The following is a 19,975-nucleotide window of genomic DNA, read 5'->3' on the forward strand; positions in this document are numbered from 1 at the left end:
CCTCCCCATGACTCAGGCGAGCGCGCCCGCCCGAGCGAGCACCGTGCAGATGAGCCACCGGCAGATCCTGGAGGCCCTCTCCGGCCTGCTGCTGGGCATGTTCGTCGCGATCCTGTCCGGCACGGTCGTCGGCAACGCCCTGCCGAGGATCATCACCGATCTCAACGGCAGCCAGTCCGCGTACACCTGGGTGGTTACCTCGACCCTGCTGGCGACCACCGCGACCACCCCGCTCTGGGGCAAGCTCGCCGACCTGGTCAGCAAGAAGGTCCTGGTTCAGGCCTCCCTGGCGATCTTCGTACTCGGTTCCGTTCTGGCCGGGCTCTCGCAGTCCACCGGACAACTGATCGCCTGCCGGGTGGTCCAGGGCATCGGGGCCGGTGGTCTGACCGCACTGGTGCAGGTGATCATCGCGACCATGATCTCGCCGCGGGAGCGGGGCCGCTACAGCGGCTACCTGGGTTCGGTGATGGCCGTCGGCACCATCGGCGGCCCGCTGATCGGCGGCGTGATCGTCGACACCCCCTGGCTCGGCTGGCGCTGGTGCTTCTACGTGGGGGTGCCCTTCGCCCTGGCCGCCCTGGTCGTACTCCAGAAGACCCTCAACCTGCCGGTGGTCCGCCGCAAGGTGGAGATCGACTGGTGGGGTGCCACCCTGATCACCGGCGCGGTGTCGCTGCTGCTGATCTGGGTGTCCCTGGCCGGCAGCCGGTACGACTGGCTCTCCTGGCAGACCGCGGTGATGGTGCCCGGCGCCCTCCTGCTCGGTGCCGCCGCCATCCGGGTAGAGACCCGGGTCAGCGAGCCGCTGATCCCGCCCCGCCTGTTCCGCAACCGCACCCTGACCCTCTCGGTGGTGGCCAGCATCGCCGTCGGTGTGGGCATGTTCGGTGCCTCGGTCTTCCTAGGCCAGTACTTCCAGATCAGCCGGGGGGCCACCCCCACCATGTCCGGCCTGATGACCCTGCCGATGATCATCGGCCTGCTGGTCTCCTCCACCGTGGTCGGCCGGCTCATCACCACCACCGGCCGGTGGAAGCGGTACCTGGTCATCGGCGCGGCCCTGCTGACCGTCGGCTTCGCCCTGATGGGCACCCTGCGGTCGGACACCCCGTACTGGCTGCTCAGCATCTACATGGCGCTGATCGGGGTGGGTGTGGGCATGACCATGCAGAACCTGGTGCTCGCCGTGCAGAACACGGTCGACCCGCACGAACTCGGCACGGCCAGTTCCGTGGTGGCCTTCTTCCGCAGCCTGGGCGGTGCGGTCGGGGTCAGCGCCCTGGGCGCCCTGCTCGGCAACAACGTGGCCCGCTACCTCAGCGACGGGCTGGCCGCCCTCGGCCTGCCGACCTCGGGGGCAGGCGGTGGGACCCTGCCGGACGTGACCACCCTGCCCGCGCCCATCCGGGCCGTGGTGGAGTCCGCGTACGGGCACGGAGCCGGGGACATCTTCCTGGCGGCCGCACCCTTCGGACTGATCGCGCTGATCGCCATCCTGTTCATCAAGGAGGTGCCACTGCTGCGGCACACCGGCGGGCCGCTCGCCGACAAGGAGGAGTCGACCGAGGACGCCGCAGCGATCCGCACCGGCGCCCAGAACTGACTCGGATGAACACCGCTGATCGTCAGCAGTACGGCCCGCAGGCCCGGCCGGTGCCCTTCGAGCGGGGCACCGACGGGCCACGGGTCGTGCTGGTCGGGGTGGACGGCACCCGGACCTCGCTGCGCGCCGCCTCGTACGCCGCCGGGCTGGCCCGTCGCCAGGGCGCCCGGCTGGTGGTGGTCTTCGTCAGCTCGCCGACCGCCTACGCGGTTCTGTCCGACCTCGTCGCGGAGGCGGTGCAGCAGAGCCATGACGAACTGGCCGAGGACCTGCGTCAGGAGTGCCGGCGCAGCGCCGAGGAACTGGGCGTACCGGTGACCTTCCTGTGTCGGCGCGGCGACGCGTACGCCGAACTCTGCGCCGCGGCCGACGAGACCCAGGCGGACGCGGTCGTGGTGGGCTCCTCCGAGCAGGCCGGGCATCGCCTGGTCGGCTCGGTCGCCACCCGCCTGGTCCGCACCGGCCGCTGGCCGGTCGTCGTCGTGCCCTGACATCGAAGCCCGAAATTCGCTCGCCGTTGTCGTACCCGGGCCGCACGATGACCGGCATGACATGGACCGCACCGCCCATCGACCGCCGCAGCGAGCCCTACCGCGCCGACGAGCGCACCATGCTGGAGGGCTGGCTCAACTACCACCGTGACACCCTGCTGCTCAAGTGCGCCGGGCTGACCGGCCAGCAACTACGGACGGCGAGCGTGTCGTCGTCCACGCTCACCCTGCTCGGTCTGGTGCGGCACATGACCGTCGTCGAGCGGTCGTGGTTCCGGCAGTGTTTCGCCGGCGAGGACCTACCCGAGTTGTACGACTTCGACGCCGACCCGGACGCCGAGTTCAACACCGTGGACACCGCCGACCCCGAGGCCGACTTCGCGGCGTTCCGCGCCGAGATCACCGCTGCCGACGCGGCCACCGCCGGCCACGACCTGGACGAGGTCTTCACCCTGCGCCGCGCCGAGAAGAGCCATGAGGTCAGCCTGCGCTGGGTCTACCTGCACATGATCGAGGAGTACGCCCGGCACAACGGGCACGCCGACCTGATCCGCGAGGCGATCGACGGGGTGACCGGCGAGTGACCCGCGTTCAGTAGGCCAGCACGGCCCGCAGATAGCGCAGGTCCTCCGGCCCGTTCCAGCGGTACGCCGACAGCCCGGCCACCCGGGCCCCGTTGATCGCCCGGTCCTCGTCGTCGACGAAGAGCACCCGGTCCGGCGGGGTCTCCAGGGCCACACAGGCCGCCTGGAAGTACTCCTTGGCCGGCTTGTGGATGCCGATGGCCGAGGAGTTGACCACCACGTCGAGTTCGTCCGTGAGGTCCAGGGCGGCCAGGTCGGCGTCGAGCAGGTCGGTGGCGTTGGTGCCCAACCCGACCCGGATGCCGGCGGCCCGCACCTCGCGGATGAACGCCAACACCTGCGGGTCGACCTCACCGCGGTAGCGCTGCCACTGCTCCACGGCCGCCCGGGCCCGCTCCGGGTCCCCCACCGCGGGGGTCAGCGCGTCGACCACACTGGACATCCAGTCGGCGTGGCTGACCCGGCCGGTGAGCACCGGCTGGAGCATCCCCCAGGAGGTGGCGATCTCCCCGAGCACCCCGGTGGAGAGGCCGTACTCCCGCTCCACCCCGGCGGCGACCGCCGGGTCCCAACGCCGCAGTACGCCGTCGAGGTCCACCAGGAGCGCTGACGCGCGTTCCCGAGCCACTAACCGTTCTCCTCGCCGCGGCTTCGCCGCTCGTCGTCTCCGTCGGCCCGGTTGAGCCGTTGGCTGATCACCTGGGTCACCCCGCCCCGCATGGTCACGCCGTACAGGGCGTCGGCGATCTCCATGGTCCGTTTCTGGTGGGTGATGACGATGAGCTGACTCTTCTCCCGCAACTGGGCGAGCAGAGTGATCAGCCTACCCAGGTTCACGTCGTCGAGCGCCGCCTCGACCTCGTCCATGATGTAGAACGGGCTGGGCCGGGCCCGGAAGATGGCCACCAGCATCGCCACCGCGGTCAGCGACCGCTCACCACCGGAGAGCAGCGACAGCCGCTTGATCTTCTTGCCGGGTGGGCGGGCCTCGACCTCCACCCCGGTGGTCAGCAGGTCGTCCGGGTCGGTGAGCACCAGCCGCCCCTCCCCACCGGGGAACAGCACCGTGAAGACCTGCTCGAATTCCCGGGCGGTGTCGGCGAAGGCGCTGGCGAAGACCTCCAGGATCCGGTCGTCGACATCCTTGACCACGGTGAGCAGGTCACGCCGGGTCGCCTTGAGGTCCTCCAACTGCTCGGAGAGGAACTTGTACCGCTCCTCCAGCGCGGCGAACTCCTCAAGCGCCAGGGGGTTGACCTTGCCCAGCAGGGCCAGTTCGCGTTCGGCCTTGGCGGCCCGCTTCTCCTGCACCGGGCGCTCGTAGCGGACCGGTTCGGGCACCGGCAGGCCGTCGCGTTCGGCGGCGGCCACCTCGGCCTCGGTGGGCGGCACCGGCTGGCTCGGCCCGTACTCGGCGATCAGGGTCTCCACGGTCAACCCGAAGTCCTCGGCGGCCTTGGCCTCCAACTGTTCGATGCGCAGCCGCTGCTCGGCCCGGGCCACCTCGTCGCGGTGCACCTGGCTGGTCAACCGCTCCAGTTCCGCACCGAGCCGTTTCGCGGCGGCCCGCACCTCCTGAAGCTCCGCCTCGCGGCTGGCCCGGGCCCGGGCCACCGCGTCGCGGTGCTCCTCGGCCCGGGCGATGCTGGTGGCCAGCCGGGTCAGCGCCTCCCGGGCCCCACCGGCCACGGCACGGGCGATGCCCGCCCCCCGGACCCGCGCCGCCCGCCGCGCCGCGGCCCGTTCCCGGGCGGCCCGTTCGGCGGCGGCCTGCCGACGCAGCGAGTCGGCCCGCCCGGCGATGGAGGACACCCGCTCCTCGGCGGTACGCACCGCTAGCCGGACCTCCATCTCGTTCTGCCGGGCCTGCGGCACCATCGCCGCCAGTTGGTCGCGTTCCTCCGTGGAGGGTTCCGCGTCGATCGGGGTGGCCTCGGCCAGGCGCAGCCGCTCCGCCAACTCGGCCAGGGCGGTCAGGTCCCGCTCCCGGGCGGCCTCGGCCCGGGCCCGCGATTCGCCCAGCCGGTCGGTCTCGGCCTTGGCGGACCGGGCGGCGGCACCCAACTCGGCCAGCCGGCGGGCGGCGGCGTTGCGGTGGCTCTCCGCCTCCCGTTTCGCCGCGGCGGCGTGCTGCACCCGCTCCTTGGCCTCGGCCACGGCCGCCCGGGCCTCGACCAGTTGTCCGCGCAGTTCCGCGCTGGTCTCCTCGGCGGCCAGTCGGTTGGCCCGGGCCTCCTCGACGGCCGCCTGCACCTCGATGTAGCTGGGGGCCTTCGCCGAGCCGCCGGCCGCCGCGTACGCCCCCAGCAGGTCTCCTTCGCGGGTTACCGCCCGCAGCTCAGGGTTGGCGGCGACCACCTCCGCCGCGGCGGCGAGATCGTCTACCAGCACCACGTCGCGCAGCGCCCGGTGCACCGCCGGACGGATCCGGCTGTCGCACTCGACCAGGTCGGGGGCCCAGTGCGCGCGGTCGGGCAGCTTGGGGCGCAGCGCCTCGGCGGAACCGGACATCCCCGGCCCGGCCGGACTGCCGACCAGCAGCCCGGCACGCCCGGCGTCGGAGATCTTCAGCAGCCGCATCGCCTCGACCGCCTCGTCCACCCCGCTGACCGCCACCGCGTCGGCCAGCCCGCCCAGGGCGGCGGCCAGGGCCGCCTCGTGCCCGGGGGCCACCGTGAGCAGGCCGGCCAGGCTGCCCAGCAGCCCGGGTACCTGGTCGGTGCGGGCCAGCAGGGCACCGGCACCGTCCTTGCGACGCAGGCCGAGGGCCAGGGCCTCCTCGCGGGCCTTCCAGGTGGCGGCGTCCTTCTCCGCCGCCCGTTCCGCGTCGGACAGCGAGCGGACGGTCGCCTGCGCCTGCTCCTGGACACCGACCGCCTCGGCGTGCCGGGCGTCCAGGTCGGCGTTGTCCCGGTCGGCCTCGGTGGACTGCTCCGCCACGGCGTCCAGGTCGGCCTGGGCCCGCTCGGCCCGGGCCATGGCGTCGGCGTGGGCGGCGGCCAGCCGCTCGATCTCCTCACCGGCGCTGGTGGTCCGGGCCCTGGCCGAGTTGACCTGGCCGGTCAGCCGGGCCAGCCCTTCACGACGGTCGGCGATCGCCTTGGCGGCGGCGACCAGTTCCCGCTCGGCGGCGGCGAGCTGCCGTTCCAGTTCCTGCCGGTGCTCCACCGCCTCGGCCAGGCGGACCTGATCGTCGGTGAGCGCCGCGCGCAGTTCCTCCTCCTGCTCCCGGACCCGCTCGGCCTCGGCCTCCAACTGGTCCGGGTCCCGGCCCGGCCGCTCGTCGTCCGGGGTGGCGCTGAGGTGCCGCAGCCGTTCCACGGCGAGCTGCTCGATGGACCGGAAGCGTTCCTGCAGGGCGGAGAGCTTGTACCAGGTGTCCTGGGCGGCGGCCAGCAACGGCGCGTCCGCGGCCAGGGCCTCCTCCAGCTCACCTAGGCGGCCCTGCACCTCGGTGTGCTCGGCCTCCACCTCCTCGCGCCGGTGCCGCAGGGCGGTCTCGTCGGCGATCTCCTTGTCCAGGGTGGTACGCAGGGTGGCCAGGTCGTCGGCGAGCAGCCGCAGCCGGGCGTCGCGCAGACTGGCCTGGATCACCGCGGCGCGGCGGGCCACCTCGGCCTGGCGACCCAGCGGCTTGAGTTGACGGCGCAGTTCGGCGGTGAGGTCGGTCAGCCGGTTCAGGTTGGTCTGCATCGCGTCCAGCTTGCGCAGGGCCTTTTCTTTGCGCTTGCGATGCTTGAGGACCCCGGCCGCCTCCTCGATGAACGACCGCCGGTCCTCCGGCTTGGCGTGCAGCATCCCGTCGAGTCGGCCCTGCCCGACGATGATGTGCATCTCCCGGCCGATGCCGGAGTCGGAGAGCAGCTCCTGGATGTCGAGCAGGCGGCAGGTGTCGCCGTTGATCTCGTACTCGCTCTCACCGGAGCGGAACATCCGGCGGGTGATGGAGACCTCGGTGTACTCGATCGGCAGGGCGCCGTCGGTGTTGTCGATGGTCAGGGTCACCTCGGCGCGGCCCAGGGGGGCCCGCCCGGCGGTGCCGGCGAAGATGACGTCCTCCATCTTGCCGCCCCGCAGCGCCTTCGCCCCCTGCTCGCCGAGCACCCAGGCGATGGCGTCGACGACGTTGGACTTGCCGGAGCCGTTCGGGCCCACCACGCAGGTGATCCCGGGCTCCAGCTTCAGCGTCGTCGCGGAGGCGAAGGACTTGAAGCCCTTCACCGTCAGGCTCTTGAGATGCACCTTCTCGATCCTCGTCCGGTGGCCGCCGTACCGTCGCCCGGCTGCGCGGACCTTGGTGAACCCGCAGACTAACCCGGCACCGGATGACCGGTGCGATGCGACCCACCCGGCGGTGATGTCACCGGCGTCCCTAATTCACCCTGGTCGGACAACCAGTTCGATCATTCACACACCGAGTGGATCAGTTACGGACGGATCAGTGGGGCACAGAATTGCGCGCCGGCACTTGGTGTCGGCGCGCTTTTTGTGCGGTCGTGCTATTCGGTTGTGGCGGCCAGGTTGATCAGGTGAGTGCGGGTTCGGCGAGACGAAGAAGATCATCCGTCTCCGCCGCAGCCGCCGCGAGCCGATCATTCTCGGCACGCAGCCGCGTGATCTCGAACTCCAGTGACTGAACCCTGGCACGCAGTCGGGTGACCTCGTCGAGCAGGCGCCGGTCGGGCGCCGCACCTACGTGGCCGAAGAGGGCCTTCGCCATGTTGACTCCTTGAATTGCGCTGCCGGAGAGGCCGGCCAACGCGCGCCCTTGGTGTACGCGACTACCATTCCCACGGAATCTGGGCACGGCCGGGCGCGACTGGCGACACCTCCATATTGAGCCGACAGTCCCCGTTTCGTCAAGTTCTCGCAGGCCGTAGATCATCTCTGCGTCGACCAGACCCATCTTGGGAGGCTGCCACACGGCGCGGACACACTCTGTCCGGACAACCCAACTCTACGCACCGATTCGACGGAATACCTCACCCGGATGTACAGGGTCCCCTTAACTCTTTCTTAGCCACGTTGCTGCTGTTCAAAGCAAGCACGTAGCGTCACCCCGGCCCGTAATTGACCCGTGGAGGCGACAGGCGTGCACGGCTGGAACGACCCCCTCGACCCGGACGGCACCCGGCGATCCGAGCCACCGAACGACGACCCGGCCTGGCTGACCGACCGCCCGGCGCCGCGCTCGTCGTACCTGTTCGGTGACGAACCCGACAGTTCTTCCGACCGGTGGTACGACCACCAGCCCACCGAACAGTGGCAGAGCCCACACCGGTCCGCCGAGCCCACTGGTCACGATCACGGCGTCGATCACGGCAGCGGCCGGCACTACCGGGACTCCGCCTGGCCGGCGGCCGAGGCACCGTACGGCGGCACCGCGCCGGGCAGCCACGACGGCGGCTGGCGGGCCGAGGAGCCGACCACCCAGGTCGGCGGCTGGACCGACCCCCAGCCCGCCCGACACGCCGCCCCCGACGGGTACACCTCCCCCGAGCCGTACACCGTCCCGGAGCCGTACGTCACACCTGAGCCGTATCAGGCCGCGCGGTACGACCAGGCCGACCCGTACGCCGCTCCCGAGCCGTACCAGGCCGGGTGGCAGCCGGACCAGGGGTACGCCGGCAGTTGGCGGCACTCCGGCACCCGGCCGCACCACGCTCAGCCGTACGAGGCCGACTCTCGGCCGTCGGAGGCCGGTGCGCAGCCGACCGAGATCGGTACGCAGATGACCGAGGCGGAGCCCCGGCCCGCGCACCGCCGCCGGTCGCGTCCCCTGGTGCTGGGGGGTGCCGCCGCGGCGGCCACCCTGGTCGTGAGCATCGGGATCGCCGCCCTGGCCCTGCCCGGGGAGAAGGCGCCGAGCGGTACCACGGCCGAGGAGGGTCCGGTGGCCACCGGACCGGCGCTGGTGGATCCGGAGGAGCCGATCGACACCCTGGACCCGACCGACTCGCCGAGCCCCAGCCCCAGCCTCTCGCCCAGCGCCACCCCCGCACCGAAGCCCAGCCGCACCGCCAAGCCGAGCCCCACCGCACCCGCACGCAGCAGCACCCCCTCCCAGCAGGCCGCCGAACGTCGAGGCAGCCCCAGCCGGGGTGCCACGGCCACCACCCCACCCGCCACGGTCGGGTCCGCCACCGCCCAGACCACCCAGGTCGTCGAACTGGTCAACGAGGAACGGGCCAAGGCCGGCTGCGGCGCGCTGAGCATCGACGACAAGCTGATGACGGCGGCCCAGCGACACAGCCAGGACCAGGCCGACAACCGGAACATGTCGCACACCGGCAGCGACGGCAGCGACCCGGGCCAGCGGATCGACCGGGTCGGGTACACCTGGCAGACCTACGGCGAGAACGTGGCCTGGAACCAGCAGTCGCCCGCCGCGGTGATGGAGGCCTGGATGAACAGCCCCGGGCACCGGGCCAACATCCTCAACTGCACCTTCACCGAGATCGGGGTGGGGGTGGCCAGCAGCAACGGGCCGTACTGGACCCAGGTCTTCGCCAAACCCCGCTGAGCCGGCGCGACGGACCGCCGCCGGGTCGCCATCAGCCGCAGCCGCGAGTCCTTGTCGGGTCTGTGCTCGTTCTACCGGGTGAGGTACGCCGGGCCGGCGTACCGGCTCGGGCGGCAGGACGCCGCCGGCGCTACCTGCGGAGCTGGCGATGCGGATCGGGCTGGGCGGGCGACCGGTACGAGGGGTACTGCTCGCCGCCCTGGCCCTCACGCTGCTGGTGTCGCCGGCCGCCTGCCGGCCGGATCTCACCCCGCCCGGGGCGCCGACCACCTGGCCGGCCGCCTCGGCCCGGCTGTGGCGGTGGCAGTGGCAGCTCGACGGCCCGCTGGACCTGACGGTCGAGGCGGACGTGTTCGTCCTGGATCCGGTAGCCACCACCTCGGCGCAGACCGGTGAGCTGCGGGCCCTGGACCGCCGGCTGGTCTGCCAGGTGCATGTCGGCTCGGTGCATCCGCAGGACCCGGATGCGACCCGGTTCGCACCCCAGGTCCGTGGCGCGACCGCTGCCCGCACCGGTCGCCGGTGGCTGGACGTACGCCGATGGGAGGCCCTGCGGCCGGTGCTGGCCGACCGGTTTCGGCTCTGCCGGGGCAAGGGCTTCGGCGCGGTGCTGCTGGCCGACGCCGACGGTTACGCCCGCTCCCCCGGCTTCCCGCTGGAGTTCGACGACCAGTTGCAGTTCAACCGCCGGGTAGCGGGGTTGGCCCGTTCGCTGGACCTCTCCCCCGGCCTGCTGGGCAACCTGGGGCAGGTGGCCGCGCTGGAGCCGGACTTCGACTTCGCGGTCGACGAGGAATGCGTACGCCTCAAGCGGTGCGCGAAGCTGTTGCCCTTCGTCGACGCCGGCAAGCCGGTCTTCCATGTCGAGTACGCCGGTACCCTGACGGACTTCTGTGTCACCAGCGTCGGGTACGGATTCGCCTCCATCCGGAAGAACCGCACCCTGGACGCCTGGCGGCTGCCCTGCCCCGCCCCGTGATCCGGGTCAGCCCCGCAGGGTGGCGCGGGGGCGGGGCTGGCAGCGGGGGCAGCTGTACGACGACCGGTTCATGAAGGCCTCCCGGCGGATCGGGGCGCCGCACCGCCGGCAGGGCTGACCCTCCCGGCCGTAGACGTTCAGGGCCCGATCGAAGTAGCCGCTCTCCCCGTTGACGTTGACGTACAGGGCGTCGAAGCTGGTGCCGCCCGCGACGATCGCCTCACCCAGGACGTCGCGTACGTGGCCCAGCAGCCGCCCCACCGCCGGGCCGGTCAGGGCGTCCGTCGGGCGGGTGCCGTGCAGTCCGGCCCGCCACAGCGCCTCGTCGGCGTAGATGTTGCCCACCCCGGAGATCAGGGTCTGATCGAGCAGGGCCCGCTTGACCTCGGTTCGCCGACGGCGCAGCGCGGTGACGAAGTCCTGGTCGGAGAAGTGCGGATCCAGGGGATCCCGGGCGATGTGGGCGATCTCCGAGGGCAGGATCGCGCCGCCCTCGCTGACCGACAGCCCGCCGAACGTACGCTGGTCGACGAAGCGCAACTCCGGGCCCTCGTCGGCGAACCGGAAGCGGACCCGCAGGTGGGTCTCGTCCGGGGCGGCAGCCGGTTGCAGCAGCAGCTGCCCGGACATGCCCAGGTGCCCGATCACCGCGTCCCCGCTGTCCAACGGCAGCCAGAGATACTTGCCGCGTCGGCACACGTCCAGCACGGTCCGCCCGGCCAGCACGTCGGCGAAGTGGGCACCCCCGGCCAGATGGCGGCGTACCGCCCGCGGGTGGCGTACCTCGACCGAGTCGATCCGTCGGCCGGTGACCCAGCGGGCCAGCCCCTGGCGGACGGTCTCCACCTCGGGCAGCTCAGGCACTTGGCGCCTGCACCTCGGGCCGGCCGCTGTCCGCGCCGATCCGCCCGTCGCCGACCGCTACCGGGTCGGCGGCCACCCCGGCGACCGCGGGCTCGTCCGTCGCCGACTCCGCCCGGTCAGCCTCGGCCTGCGCGTTCAGGGTCCGCCAGGCCGACTCGGCGGCCCGCTGCTCGGCCTCCTTCTTGCTGCGCCCGTCGGCGCCGCCGTACCGGTTGCCGGCGACCACCACCCAGGCGGTGAAGGTCTTCAGGTGATCCGGTCCGGCCCCCTCGATCCGGTACTCCGGCACACCCAGACCCAGCGCGGCCGTCAGCTCCTGGAGGCTGGTCTTCCAGTCCAGGGCGGCACCCCGACCGGCCGACTCCGCCATCAGCGGGTCGAACAGCCGGTGGATGACCATGGCGGCGGTGTCCAGCCCGTACTGGAGGTAGATCGCACCGAGCAGGGCCTCCAGGGTGTCGGCGAGGATGCTCGCCTTGTCCCGGCCCCCGGTGGTCTCCTCCCCCTTACCCAGCAGCAGGTACGGGCCGAGCCCGTCCGGGCCCAGGCCCCGGGCCACATCGGCCAGGGCCCGCATGTTGACCACGCTGGCCCGCAACTTGGCCAACTGCCCTTCCGGCAGGTCCGGGTGGTTGTGGAAGAGGGCGGTGGTGATCACCACCCCGAGTACCGAGTCGCCGAGGAACTCCAGCCGCTCGTTGGTCGGCAGGCCACCGTTCTCGTACGCGTACGAGCGGTGGGTCAGGGCCCGCTCCAGCAGGTCCGGGTCCATTGACACGCCGAAGGCTGCCTCGAGGTGGCCGATGGAGGGGCGCCGTCGATTGTCATTGCTCATGATGTGCGTACCTCGGTGTCGGTCGTGCGATCGATGCGGTCGGCGGCGAGCAGCGCGGCGACCCGGTCGGTGGCGGCTCGCCGCCACAGGTGGGCGGCCAGTGCGATGCCGGAAGCGATGTCGGCCGGGCGGGCGGCGCCGTGACAGACCACCACGGTGCCGGCCACCCCGAGCAGCGCGGCCGCCCGAGGCGCGCCCCCATCGGGGGGTGGCCCCCCGGCCATGGCGTACGCGCCCTCGATCGCCTTGAGCAGCACGTTACCGGTGAACCCGTCGGTGACCACCACATCGGCGCGCGTGCCGAGGCAGACGTCGTACCCCTCGACCAGGCCCACGTACCGGGCGTCAGCGGGCAGTTCCACCGCGCTCAGGAGGGGCTCGGCCAGCCGGCGGGAACGGTCGCCCTTACCGGGTTCGGTGCCCACCGAGAGCAGCCCCACCCGGGGGGCGGCGAGATCGTGGCTGATGGCGGCGTACGCGGCGCCGAGCACGGCGTGCCGGGTCAGGGTCGTCGGGCCCGACTCCATCGAGCCGCCGACATCGAGCAGTACGACCGGCCCGGAGGTGCCCGGCAGGGTGGCGGCCAGCGCCGGCCGTCGGGTGTCCGGCCAGCGGCCCAGGCCGAGAGCGGCGGCGGCGACGGTGGCACCGGTCGAGCCGGCGGAGACCACCGCGTCGGCCTGACCGGTGCGGACCGCGGCGACGGCCGCCCGGACGGTGGTGTCGGCGCGGGCCGTGGTGAGATCGGCGGCCATGCCGACGGCGGTACGCGCCGGTCGAAGCGTCACCCGGGCCCGTTGGGCCGGGTCCAGGGCGCTCACCAGCACGCCGGCTGCCTTGGTCGGGCCGACGAGGAGAAGGTGCAGGTCGGGGTCGGCGCGCACCGCCCGTAGAGCGCCGTCCACCACCACGTCGGGAGCGTCGTCCCCGCCGAGGAGGTCAACGGCGATCCGTGCGGTACCCGGCTCCGTGACGACGCCGGCCGGGGAGAGCCGGCCGGCGTCGGCGGGAGCAGCGGGCGATCGCCGGGGCGTGCGTGTCGCCCGACTCGCGGTCGGAGACGTCACGCGGCGTCCGGGTCAGACCTCGAGAACCTGGCGGCCGTTGTAGGTGCCGCAGACGGAGCAGGCGGCGTGCGGCAGCTTGGGGGACTTGCACTGCGGGCAGGCCACGGTCGCGACCGCCGCGGCCTTCCAGTTCGCCCGGCGGGACCGGGTGTTGCTGCGCGACATCTTGCGCTTGGGGACGGCCACGGTTCTTACTCCTCTGTACGGGTCAGTTGCGACAGGCCCGCCCAACGCGGGTCGACCTGCTGGTGGCTGTGGTCCGCCGGCAGATCGTCCCAGTGCACCCCACACTCGGGGCACAGGCCCGGGCAGTCCTGACGGCAGAGCGGGTTGGTCGGCAGTGCGAGCACCACCGCGTCCCGCAGCGCCGGTTCCAGGTCGATCAGGTCACCCTGCAATCGACCGACTTCGTCCTCTTCGGTGGTGGCGTCCGTGGTGCTGTTCTCGTACGCGTACAGCTCCTGGATGGTCACCGTCACCGAGTCGTCGATCTCGCGTAGGCACCGACCGCACTCGCCCCGGATCGAACCGCTGACGGTCCCCGACACGAGCACGCCCTCGGACACCGACTCCATCCGCAGATCGAGTTCGAGGTCCGCGCCTTCCGGCACGCCGATCAACTCAACGCCGAGGTCCGACGGTGCCTGAACCACCCGTTCGACGGTACGCAACGCACCAGGTCGGCGCGGCAGCTCCCTCGTGTCGAGGACCAGCGGCGACCTGGGGTCGAGTGAAGAAGGCGTGTGTTTGGGCATAGTCAGACTCCGGCCGGTGAGAGGCCGACAAACGAGGTTACCTGGACAGGCACTCGAACGTCGAACCGGGGGCGGCCCCACCGCTGGCGGCGGGGCGGATGCGGGTGGCAGGCCAGCTCCGAACGATCGCCGGTTCCCGGGCTCCGGTCGGCTGCCGGTCTCCGGATTGTCGCCGGCTCTGGTCGGTGTGGCTGGAAGATCGCGGCGCCGATGCGGTCGGGCCGCTCAGAACGGTAGCGGCCGTTCCGTCTCCTCACCACCGAAGGTGCCGATCTCCCGCAGCGCGTGCATCTTGTCCCGCCCGCGCTCGATCGAGGCCAGCGCCCGGGTGAGGAACTGCTCGAAGTTGGCCAGCGCGGTGTCGACGTAGTCGTCGACCTCCTCGCGCAGGCGCTGGGCCTCGGCCCGGGCCTCGGCAATGATCCGGGCGCCCTCGTGCTCGGCGGAGACGGTGATCTCGTTCACCGAGACCAGGCGGGCGTGTTCCGCCTCACCTTCGCTGATGATCCGGTCGGCCTCCCGCTTGCCGGCCTCCATGATCTTGTCGCGTTCCTCCAGGAGAGCGGCGGCCCGGCGCAGGTCAGCCGGAAGCTCGGCACGCAACTCGTCGAGAGCAGCGATCATCTCGCCCCGATCGACCATGCAGTTGGTGCGCGACATCGGGACGGAGCGCGCCTGCTCCACGATGGCAATCAGTTCCTCGATGCGGTCGAGCGGGTCCACCGGCACCTCACTCCTGTCGTTGGTCAGGCCGACCTACATCATGCGGGCTAAGGCCAGTCTCCCGCTTCATCCAATGATGTCGTCCCACCCCCCACCCACCGCCACACCCCCACCCCCGGCGAGTCGCTCCCACACCCCCGTCTTTCCCCGCCGATCTTGCACTTTTCGTCCCCGCATAAGCCGCACAAGCGGACAAAGCAGCGACCAAAACTGCAAGATCGACGGGGAAAAGGGGTGAGGGCGCGTGGGTTAGGGGGTGGGGGGTGGGGGGGTCAGGCGGGATTTGAGGGCTTCGCGGACGAGGTCGGGGACGTGGGGGGTTACGTCGCCGCCCCACTTGGCCACGTCCTTGACGAGGCTGGAGGAGAGGAAGGAGTAGAGGGGGTTCGTGGGCATGAACAACGTCTCGACACCCGCCAGGCCGATGTTCATCTGGGCCATCTGGAGTTCGTAGTCGAAGTCGCTGACCGCCCTGATGCCCTTGATCAGTACGCTCGCCTGCTGGGCGCGGCAGAAGTCCACCAGCAGCCCCCGGAAGGACTCCACCCGGACGTTGTCATAGGAGGCGGTCACCTCGCGGAGCATGGCTATCCGCTCCTCGATGGTGAACAGTCCGGTCTTTGACTGGTTGATCAGAACGCCGACGATCACCTCGTCGAACAGCCGACTGGCTCGGCCGATGATGTCGAGGTGACCATTGGTGACCGGATCGAACGAGCCGGGGCACACCGCACGTCTCATGATCGGCGACCGTACCAAATGGTGGTCTCGCCGTACCGACGACTGCGCTGACCAGTGATCCCCTCCACCCAGTCGACCGGTTCACTGCGGGTCGACCGTTCCACCACCACCATGGCCTCCGGGGCCAGCCAACCGCCCTCGACCAGGGCGGTGAGCATCGCCCGCACCCCCTCGGGCGACAGGGAGTACGGCGGGTCGGCGAAGACCACGTCGTAGGGCTCGCCGTCCGGGCCGGCCGCCAGCACGGCGCTGACCTTCCCGGTGACCAGTCGAGCGGCCGGTGCCGCGCGCAGGATCGCCATGTTCTCCCTGATCACCCGGGCGGCCCGGGCGTCGGATTCGATCAGCAGCACGTGCCCCGCTCCCCGGGACAGGGCCTCCAGGCCGACCGCACCCGAGCCCGCGTACAGGTCGGCGAAGCGGGCCCCGACCAGGTCGATCTCCGCCTGCACGGAACTGAACAGGGCCTCGCGTACCCGATCTGAGGTGGGTCGGGTGCCGACTCCCGGTGGTACGGCGATCCGCCGGCCACCCAGGTTGCCGGCCACGATCCGGGTCATCGCCCACTGCCGGGGACGCCGCCGAACCCGACCTCGCACCTGAGACCGGGCACCCACCTGCGCCTGCTGTCGAGCCTGCTTCCGCTCATGCCGCCGACGCTACGCGACCGGCGTCGAGCCCTCCCAACGAGCCACACCATCCGAAAGGAGCACAGATCGATCGCTTCCGATACAGGCCGATGGCCACTCGATCCAGGATCGAGTGCCTTCGAGCCAGCCCGAGACCACTCGATCCAGGATCGAGCGCGATCATGGTGAGCGGGTTCAGGTGAGCACAACGCCAGGGGCGGTTCTCCCGCGTCCAGGAGGCAGCCGGGGGGTAGCGCGCCTCGACCGGGTAGGGACCCCCGGGGGGGTCAGCCCTTTTCCAGGTATTCGGCGCGGTCGGCGTCGACCAGGGCGGCCACCGAGGCGGCCAGGGCGGGCTGCCGGGCCAGTTCCGGATCCTGTTCGACCATGGTGATGGCCTCGGCCCGGGCGTCCCGGATCAGATCGGCGTCGCGGAGCAGGGACAGCAGGCGCAGGTGGGACCGCCGCCCGGACTGGGCGGCCCCCAGCACGTCGCCCTCGCGCCGCTGCTCCAGATCCAGCTCGGCCAGCTTGAACCCGTCAGTGGTGGAGGCCACCGCGTCCAGCCGCTCCCGGGCGCTGCTGCCCTCGGTCGCCTCGGTCACCAGCAGACAGAGCCCGGGTGCGCTGCCCCGACCCACCCGGCCCCGCAACTGGTGCAGTTGGGAGACCCCGAACCGGTCGGCGTCCAGCACCACCATCATGGTCGCGTTGGGTACGTCCACCCCGACCTCGACCACCGTGGTGGCCACCAGAACGTCCAGTTCCCCGCCGGCGAAGGAGCGCATCACGGCGTCCTTCTCGTCGGCCGGCAGCCGACCGTGCAGCACCCCGATGCGCAGCCCGTGCAGTGGCCCTTCGGCCAGCAACGGGGCCACCTCGGTCACCGCCAGGGGCGGGCGTCGACCGTTGTCGTCCACCGCCGGTGGTTCCTCCTCGGCAGTGGCCTCACCGATACGCGGGCAGACGACATACGCCTGATGGCCGGCGGCCACCTCCTCGCGCAGCCGCCGCCAGGCCCGGTCCAGGAAGGCCGGCTTCTCGGCGGCCGGCACCACATGGGAGGCGATCGGTGACCGGCCCCGGGGCAACTGGGACAGGGTGGAGATCTCCAGGTCGCCGTAGACCGTCATGGCCACCGTACGGGGGATCGGGGTGGCGGTCATGACCAGCACGTGCGGGGGCTGCTCCGCCTTGGCCCGCAGGGCGTCGCGTTGCTCCACCCCGAACCGGTGCTGCTCATCGACGACCACCAGCCCCAGGTCGGCGAAGTCGACCCCCTCGTACAGCAGGGCGTGGGTGCCCAGCACGATGCCGGCGGCGCCACCGGCGACCTCGGCCAGGGCCCGGCGCCGGGCCGCCGCCCCCAGGGAGCCGGTGACCAGCTCCACCCGGGTGGCGTGCTCGGCGGCGCCCAGCTCACCGGCCTGGGCCAGCGGGCCGAGCAGGTCGAGGATGCCCCGGTAGTGCTGGGCGGCGAGCACCTCCGTCGGGGCCAGCAGCGCGGCCTGCCCGCCCGCGTCGACCACCTGGAGCATGGCGCGCAGAGCGACCACGGTCTTGCCGGAGCCCACCTCACCCTGCAACAGCCGGTGCATCGGATGGCCGGTGGCCAGGTCGGCGGCGATCTCGGCACCGACCTCACGCTGGCCGCCGGTCAGCTCGTACGGCAGCCGGGCGTCGAAGGCCGCCAGCAGACCGTCCGTCCGGGGCGGCCGGGCCCGGGCGGGCGAGGCGGCGGCCTGGTGCTTGCGCCGCACCAGGGTCAACTGCACGGCGAAGGCCTCGTCCCACTTCAACCGCCGACGGGCCCGGTACAGCTCCTCCCGACTGGAGGGCCGGTGGATCTCCCGCAGGGCACCGCCCAGGCCGACCAGGTTCCGGCTGGCCCGTACCCCCGCCGGCAGGGGGTCCTCCGGGGGAGCCACCGTGTCCAGCACCACCCGTACGCAGCGGGCGATCACCCAGGTCGGTACGGCTGCGGCGGCCGGGTAGACCGGGATGAGGGCCCCGGCGAACTCCTCGATCTGCTCGGTGGCCGCCGCCTCCCCGTCGGTCTGGTCGCCGAGCAGGACGTACTCCGGCCCGTTGAGCTGTCGTCGGCCCCGGAAATCGGTGACCTTGCCGGCGAACAGCCCCCACCGGCCGGGCCGCAGTTCCCGCTCGCGCCAGGCCTGGTTACCGAAGAAGGTCAGGGTGAGGCTGCCCCCGGAGCCGTCCCCGACGGTGACCTCCAGCAGGTTGCCCCGGCGCTGCCGCATCGGGCGTACGGCGGTGCGCTGCACCTGGGCCAGCACGGTGACCTGCTCGCCGACGTCGAGGGAGCGGATGTCGGTGTGCTCGCCGCGCTCGTCGTAGCGGCGCGGGAAGTGGTAGATCAGGTCACCGGCGGTGTGCAGGTCCAGATGCCCGGCCAGCGCCTTGGCGGTCTTCTCCCCGACCAGCTTGGCCAGGGGGGTGTCCACGGTGGACGGCTCTGCGGTCATTCGACACCCACCAGCAACGGATAGCGCGGCTGCCCGCCCGGGTAGGCCTGCACCTCGACGAAGGGCCACCGGCGGGCGATGTGGGTGGACACCGCGTCGGTCAGCCCGTCCGGCGCATCCGCCCCGACCAGCAGGGTGACCAGTTCACCGCCGCCACCCAGCAGCCGGTCGACCAGGGCCACACAGGTGTCGACCAGGTCGGCGCCGATCAGATGCACCTCCCCCTCGACCAGGGCCAGCACGTCACCGGCCCGGCAGGGACCGGCGACCGTCAGGGCGTCCCGCCCGGCGTGCACGACCTCGGCGTACCGGCAGGCCCCGGCGGCCTCGGCCATCGCGATCACGTCGTCCTCGAAGCGGCGGCGGGGATCGCGTACGGCCAGCGCGGCCAGTGCCTGCACCGGAGAGCGGGTGGGCACCACGCTGACCTTGACCCCCGACCGGTGCGCCTCCTCGGCTACCTGGTTCGCCACCGCCTGCGCGTCCGGGTCGTTGGGCAGCACCACCACCCGGGCCGCCCCGGTGCCGAAGACCGCCTCCAGCAGTTCCCCGGTGGAGGGATTGCCGGGCACCACCACCGCGCCCTCCCGGGTGAGCAGCTCGGCGATCCCGGCCCCGGCGGCGACCACCACGGCGGCCCGACCGTCCGGCGCGCGGACCGGCCTCGGCGGGACCTGGTCGGCGAAGCGGGTCACCGAGATCTGGTACGGGCGACCGGCGACCACCCCGGCCTCGATCGCCGCCCCGACGTCGTTGACATGCACATGGACCTGCCAGGTGCCCTGATCGCCGACCACCACCAGCGAGTCACCCAGGGCGGCCAGGGTGTCCCGCATCCGGCCGACCGCCTCGGGCTCGGCGTCGAGCAGGAACTGCACCTCGTAGGCGTACTCCGGGGAGCCGGTCTCCCGGGCGGCCGTGGCCGGCGGGGGCACCCTCCGGGGCGGGATGGTCGGCGGTGGCTCGGGGTGCTGCGGGCTCTCTCCGGTGACCACCTCGACCAGGGCGTCCAGCAGCAGGCAGAGCCCGCGCCCACCGGCGTCGACCACCCCGGCGCGGGCCAGGGCGGGCAACTGCTCCGGGGTACGCGCCAGGGCCTGGGCGGCCGCATCCGCCGCCTCCCGGGCGACCACCCGCAGCTGCGGGCTGTCGGCCCGCTCGGCCGCCTCGGCGGCGGCGGCGACCACGGAGAGCAGGGTGCCCTCCACCGGCCGGGCGACCGCCGAGTAGGCCGCGGTGGTGGCGGCACGCAGGGCGGCGGCCAACTCCGGGCCCTCGACCCTGGGGGTGGTGGCCAGGGCGTCCGCGAAGCCCCGCAGGATCTGCGACAGGATCACCCCGGAGTTGCCCCGGGCGCCGAGCAGGGCCCCTCGGGCCATCAGCCGCAGGGCGTGCCCGTGCGGGGTGGCGGCGCCGTCGGCGACCGTGTCGAGGTTCATCGCCAGGGCCTGCTGCGCCGAGGTGAGGGTCAGCACCAGATTGGTGCCGGTGTCGCCGTCGGGCACCGGATAGACGTTCAGGTCGTCGATCTCCCCCTGGTGCCGCTTCAGCGTGGCCAGCCCGCTGGCGCACCAGCGGCGCACGGCGGCGGCATCGAGGGTGTCCAGCACGCTGGGAAGCCTACTGGCGTACCCTGACAGTCGCTGCCGGGCCGGCGTGTCCGGTACGCTCCGGTGACCAGCGGGGCCTGCG

The 19,975-nt window shown here is 72.3% G+C and carries 18 protein-coding genes; 5 read left to right on the forward strand and 13 right to left on the reverse strand.

Translation table 11 applies throughout. The features are described 5' to 3' along the window. Positions 1-7: 7 nt before the first annotated feature. Genes OIE53_RS15575 through OIE53_RS15585 form a run of 3 tightly spaced genes read left to right on the forward strand, consistent with a single transcriptional unit; the run spans position 8 to position 2,681 of the window. Positions 8-1,606, forward strand: coding sequence for an MDR family MFS transporter (locus OIE53_RS15575; protein WP_327022269.1), 1,599 nt, complete (start codon positions 8-10; stop codon positions 1,604-1,606). A gap of 5 nt (positions 1,607-1,611) precedes the next feature. Next, positions 1,612-2,097 carry a universal stress protein gene (locus OIE53_RS15580; RefSeq protein WP_327022270.1) on the forward strand — a complete coding sequence of 162 codons (486 nt, stop codon included), beginning with the start codon at positions 1,612-1,614 and terminating at the stop codon, positions 2,095-2,097. Positions 2,098-2,153: 56 nt separating this feature from the next. Further along, a complete protein-coding gene (locus tag OIE53_RS15585; protein ID WP_327022271.1) occupies positions 2,154-2,681 on the forward strand; it encodes a DinB family protein in 528 nt (175 codons plus the stop codon). 7 nt (positions 2,682-2,688) lie between these two features. Here the strand turns inward: OIE53_RS15585 and OIE53_RS15590 are convergent, their stop codons facing one another. From OIE53_RS15590 to OIE53_RS15600, 3 genes are all read right to left on the reverse strand, one after another. Beyond that, positions 2,689-3,309 carry an HAD-IA family hydrolase gene (locus tag OIE53_RS15590; RefSeq protein ID WP_327022272.1) on the reverse strand — a complete coding sequence of 207 codons (621 nt, stop codon included), beginning with the start codon at positions 3,307-3,309 and terminating at the stop codon, positions 2,689-2,691. Next, entirely contained in the window at positions 3,309-6,923 is a 3,615-nt protein-coding gene (gene smc, locus OIE53_RS15595) for a chromosome segregation protein SMC (RefSeq protein WP_327022273.1), read from the reverse strand. The genes OIE53_RS15590 and smc overlap by 1 nt, the downstream gene beginning before the upstream one ends. Positions 6,924-7,206: 283 nt before the next feature. Beyond that, entirely contained in the window at positions 7,207-7,401 is a 195-nt protein-coding gene (locus tag OIE53_RS15600) for a hypothetical protein (protein ID WP_327022274.1), read from the reverse strand. Positions 7,402-7,758: 357 nt separating this feature from the next. Here OIE53_RS15600 and OIE53_RS15605 point away from each other — a divergent pair, with 357 nt between their 5' ends. Both OIE53_RS15605 and OIE53_RS15610 read left to right on the forward strand, forming a co-directional pair. Continuing rightward, the gene (locus OIE53_RS15605) at positions 7,759-9,204 is read left to right on the forward strand and encodes a CAP domain-containing protein (RefSeq protein ID WP_327022275.1); all 1,446 of its coding nucleotides are present in this window, start codon (positions 7,759-7,761) and stop codon (positions 9,202-9,204) included. 148 nt (positions 9,205-9,352) lie between these two features. Beyond that, positions 9,353-10,183 carry an endo alpha-1,4 polygalactosaminidase gene (locus tag OIE53_RS15610; RefSeq protein WP_327022276.1) on the forward strand — a complete coding sequence of 277 codons (831 nt, stop codon included), beginning with the start codon at positions 9,353-9,355 and terminating at the stop codon, positions 10,181-10,183. Between the two features lie 6 nt (positions 10,184-10,189). Here OIE53_RS15610 and mutM read toward each other — a convergent pair whose 3' ends face one another. From mutM to OIE53_RS15660, 10 genes are all read right to left on the reverse strand, one after another. After that, positions 10,190-11,047 (reverse strand): bifunctional DNA-formamidopyrimidine glycosylase/DNA-(apurinic or apyrimidinic site) lyase, encoded by an 858-nt coding sequence (gene mutM / locus OIE53_RS15615; RefSeq protein WP_327022277.1) that lies wholly within the window; start codon positions 11,045-11,047, stop codon positions 10,190-10,192. Further along, positions 11,040-11,882, reverse strand: coding sequence for a ribonuclease III (gene rnc / locus OIE53_RS15620; RefSeq protein WP_327022278.1), 843 nt, complete (start codon positions 11,880-11,882; stop codon positions 11,040-11,042). Before rnc ends, mutM begins: the two co-directional genes overlap by 8 nt. After that, positions 11,879-12,832: a phosphate acyltransferase PlsX gene (locus OIE53_RS15625; protein WP_327027234.1), complete on the reverse strand. Its 954-nt coding sequence runs from the start codon at positions 12,830-12,832 to the stop codon at positions 11,879-11,881. The genes rnc and OIE53_RS15625 overlap by 4 nt, the downstream gene beginning before the upstream one ends. A 129-nt stretch (positions 12,833-12,961) precedes the next feature. Beyond that, positions 12,962-13,135, reverse strand: coding sequence for a 50S ribosomal protein L32 (gene rpmF / locus OIE53_RS15630; RefSeq protein ID WP_013732077.1), 174 nt, complete (start codon positions 13,133-13,135; stop codon positions 12,962-12,964). 5 nt (positions 13,136-13,140) lie between these two features. Beyond that, on the reverse strand, positions 13,141-13,704 hold the full coding sequence (locus OIE53_RS15635) for a YceD family protein (protein ID WP_327022279.1): 564 nt from the start codon (positions 13,702-13,704) through the stop codon (positions 13,141-13,143). A gap of 225 nt (positions 13,705-13,929) precedes the next feature. After that, positions 13,930-14,427 carry a hypothetical protein gene (locus OIE53_RS15640; protein ID WP_327022280.1) on the reverse strand — a complete coding sequence of 166 codons (498 nt, stop codon included), beginning with the start codon at positions 14,425-14,427 and terminating at the stop codon, positions 13,930-13,932. Positions 14,428-14,676: 249 nt separating this feature from the next. Continuing rightward, positions 14,677-15,168 carry a pantetheine-phosphate adenylyltransferase gene (gene coaD, locus OIE53_RS15645; RefSeq protein ID WP_327022281.1) on the reverse strand — a complete coding sequence of 164 codons (492 nt, stop codon included), beginning with the start codon at positions 15,166-15,168 and terminating at the stop codon, positions 14,677-14,679. Then, on the reverse strand, positions 15,165-15,728 hold the full coding sequence (rsmD, locus tag OIE53_RS15650; RefSeq protein WP_327022282.1) for a 16S rRNA (guanine(966)-N(2))-methyltransferase RsmD: 564 nt from the start codon (positions 15,726-15,728) through the stop codon (positions 15,165-15,167). Before rsmD ends, coaD begins: the two co-directional genes overlap by 4 nt. Positions 15,729-16,084: 356 nt before the next feature. Beyond that, positions 16,085-18,283 (reverse strand): ATP-dependent DNA helicase RecG, encoded by a 2,199-nt coding sequence (recG, locus tag OIE53_RS15655; RefSeq protein WP_327022283.1) that lies wholly within the window; start codon positions 18,281-18,283, stop codon positions 16,085-16,087. Further along, entirely contained in the window at positions 18,280-19,893 is a 1,614-nt protein-coding gene (locus tag OIE53_RS15660; RefSeq protein ID WP_327022284.1) for a DAK2 domain-containing protein, read from the reverse strand. Before OIE53_RS15660 ends, recG begins: the two co-directional genes overlap by 4 nt. Between the last annotated feature and the right edge of the window lie 82 nt (positions 19,894-19,975).

It is taken from the genome of Micromonospora sp. NBC_01739 (genome assembly GCF_035920385.1).
In the GTDB taxonomy this organism is placed as follows: Bacteria; Actinomycetota; Actinomycetes; order Mycobacteriales; family Micromonosporaceae; genus Micromonospora.

What these genes read in the sequence shown, in the direction of transcription:
- rnc (WP_327022278.1), bottom strand. Translation starts at nt 11,882, where the DNA reads ATGAGCAATGACAATCGACGGCGCCCCTCCATCGGCCACCTCGAGGCA.
- OIE53_RS15585 (WP_327022271.1), top strand. Translation starts at nt 2,154, where the DNA reads ATGACATGGACCGCACCGCCCATCGACCGCCGCAGCGAGCCCTACCGC.
- OIE53_RS15610 (WP_327022276.1), top strand. Translation starts at nt 9,353, where the DNA reads ATGCGGATCGGGCTGGGCGGGCGACCGGTACGAGGGGTACTGCTCGCC.
- coaD (WP_327022281.1), bottom strand. Translation starts at nt 15,168, where the DNA reads ATGAGACGTGCGGTGTGCCCCGGCTCGTTCGATCCGGTCACCAATGGT.
- OIE53_RS15600 (WP_327022274.1), bottom strand. Translation starts at nt 7,401, where the DNA reads ATGGCGAAGGCCCTCTTCGGCCACGTAGGTGCGGCGCCCGACCGGCGC.
- recG (WP_327022283.1), bottom strand. Translation starts at nt 18,283, where the DNA reads ATGACCGCAGAGCCGTCCACCGTGGACACCCCCCTGGCCAAGCTGGTC.
- rsmD (WP_327022282.1), bottom strand. Translation starts at nt 15,728, where the DNA reads ATGACCCGGATCGTGGCCGGCAACCTGGGTGGCCGGCGGATCGCCGTA.
- OIE53_RS15575 (WP_327022269.1), top strand. Translation starts at nt 8, where the DNA reads ATGACTCAGGCGAGCGCGCCCGCCCGAGCGAGCACCGTGCAGATGAGC.
- OIE53_RS15580 (WP_327022270.1), top strand. Translation starts at nt 1,612, where the DNA reads ATGAACACCGCTGATCGTCAGCAGTACGGCCCGCAGGCCCGGCCGGTG.
- OIE53_RS15635 (WP_327022279.1), bottom strand. Translation starts at nt 13,704, where the DNA reads ATGCCCAAACACACGCCTTCTTCACTCGACCCCAGGTCGCCGCTGGTC.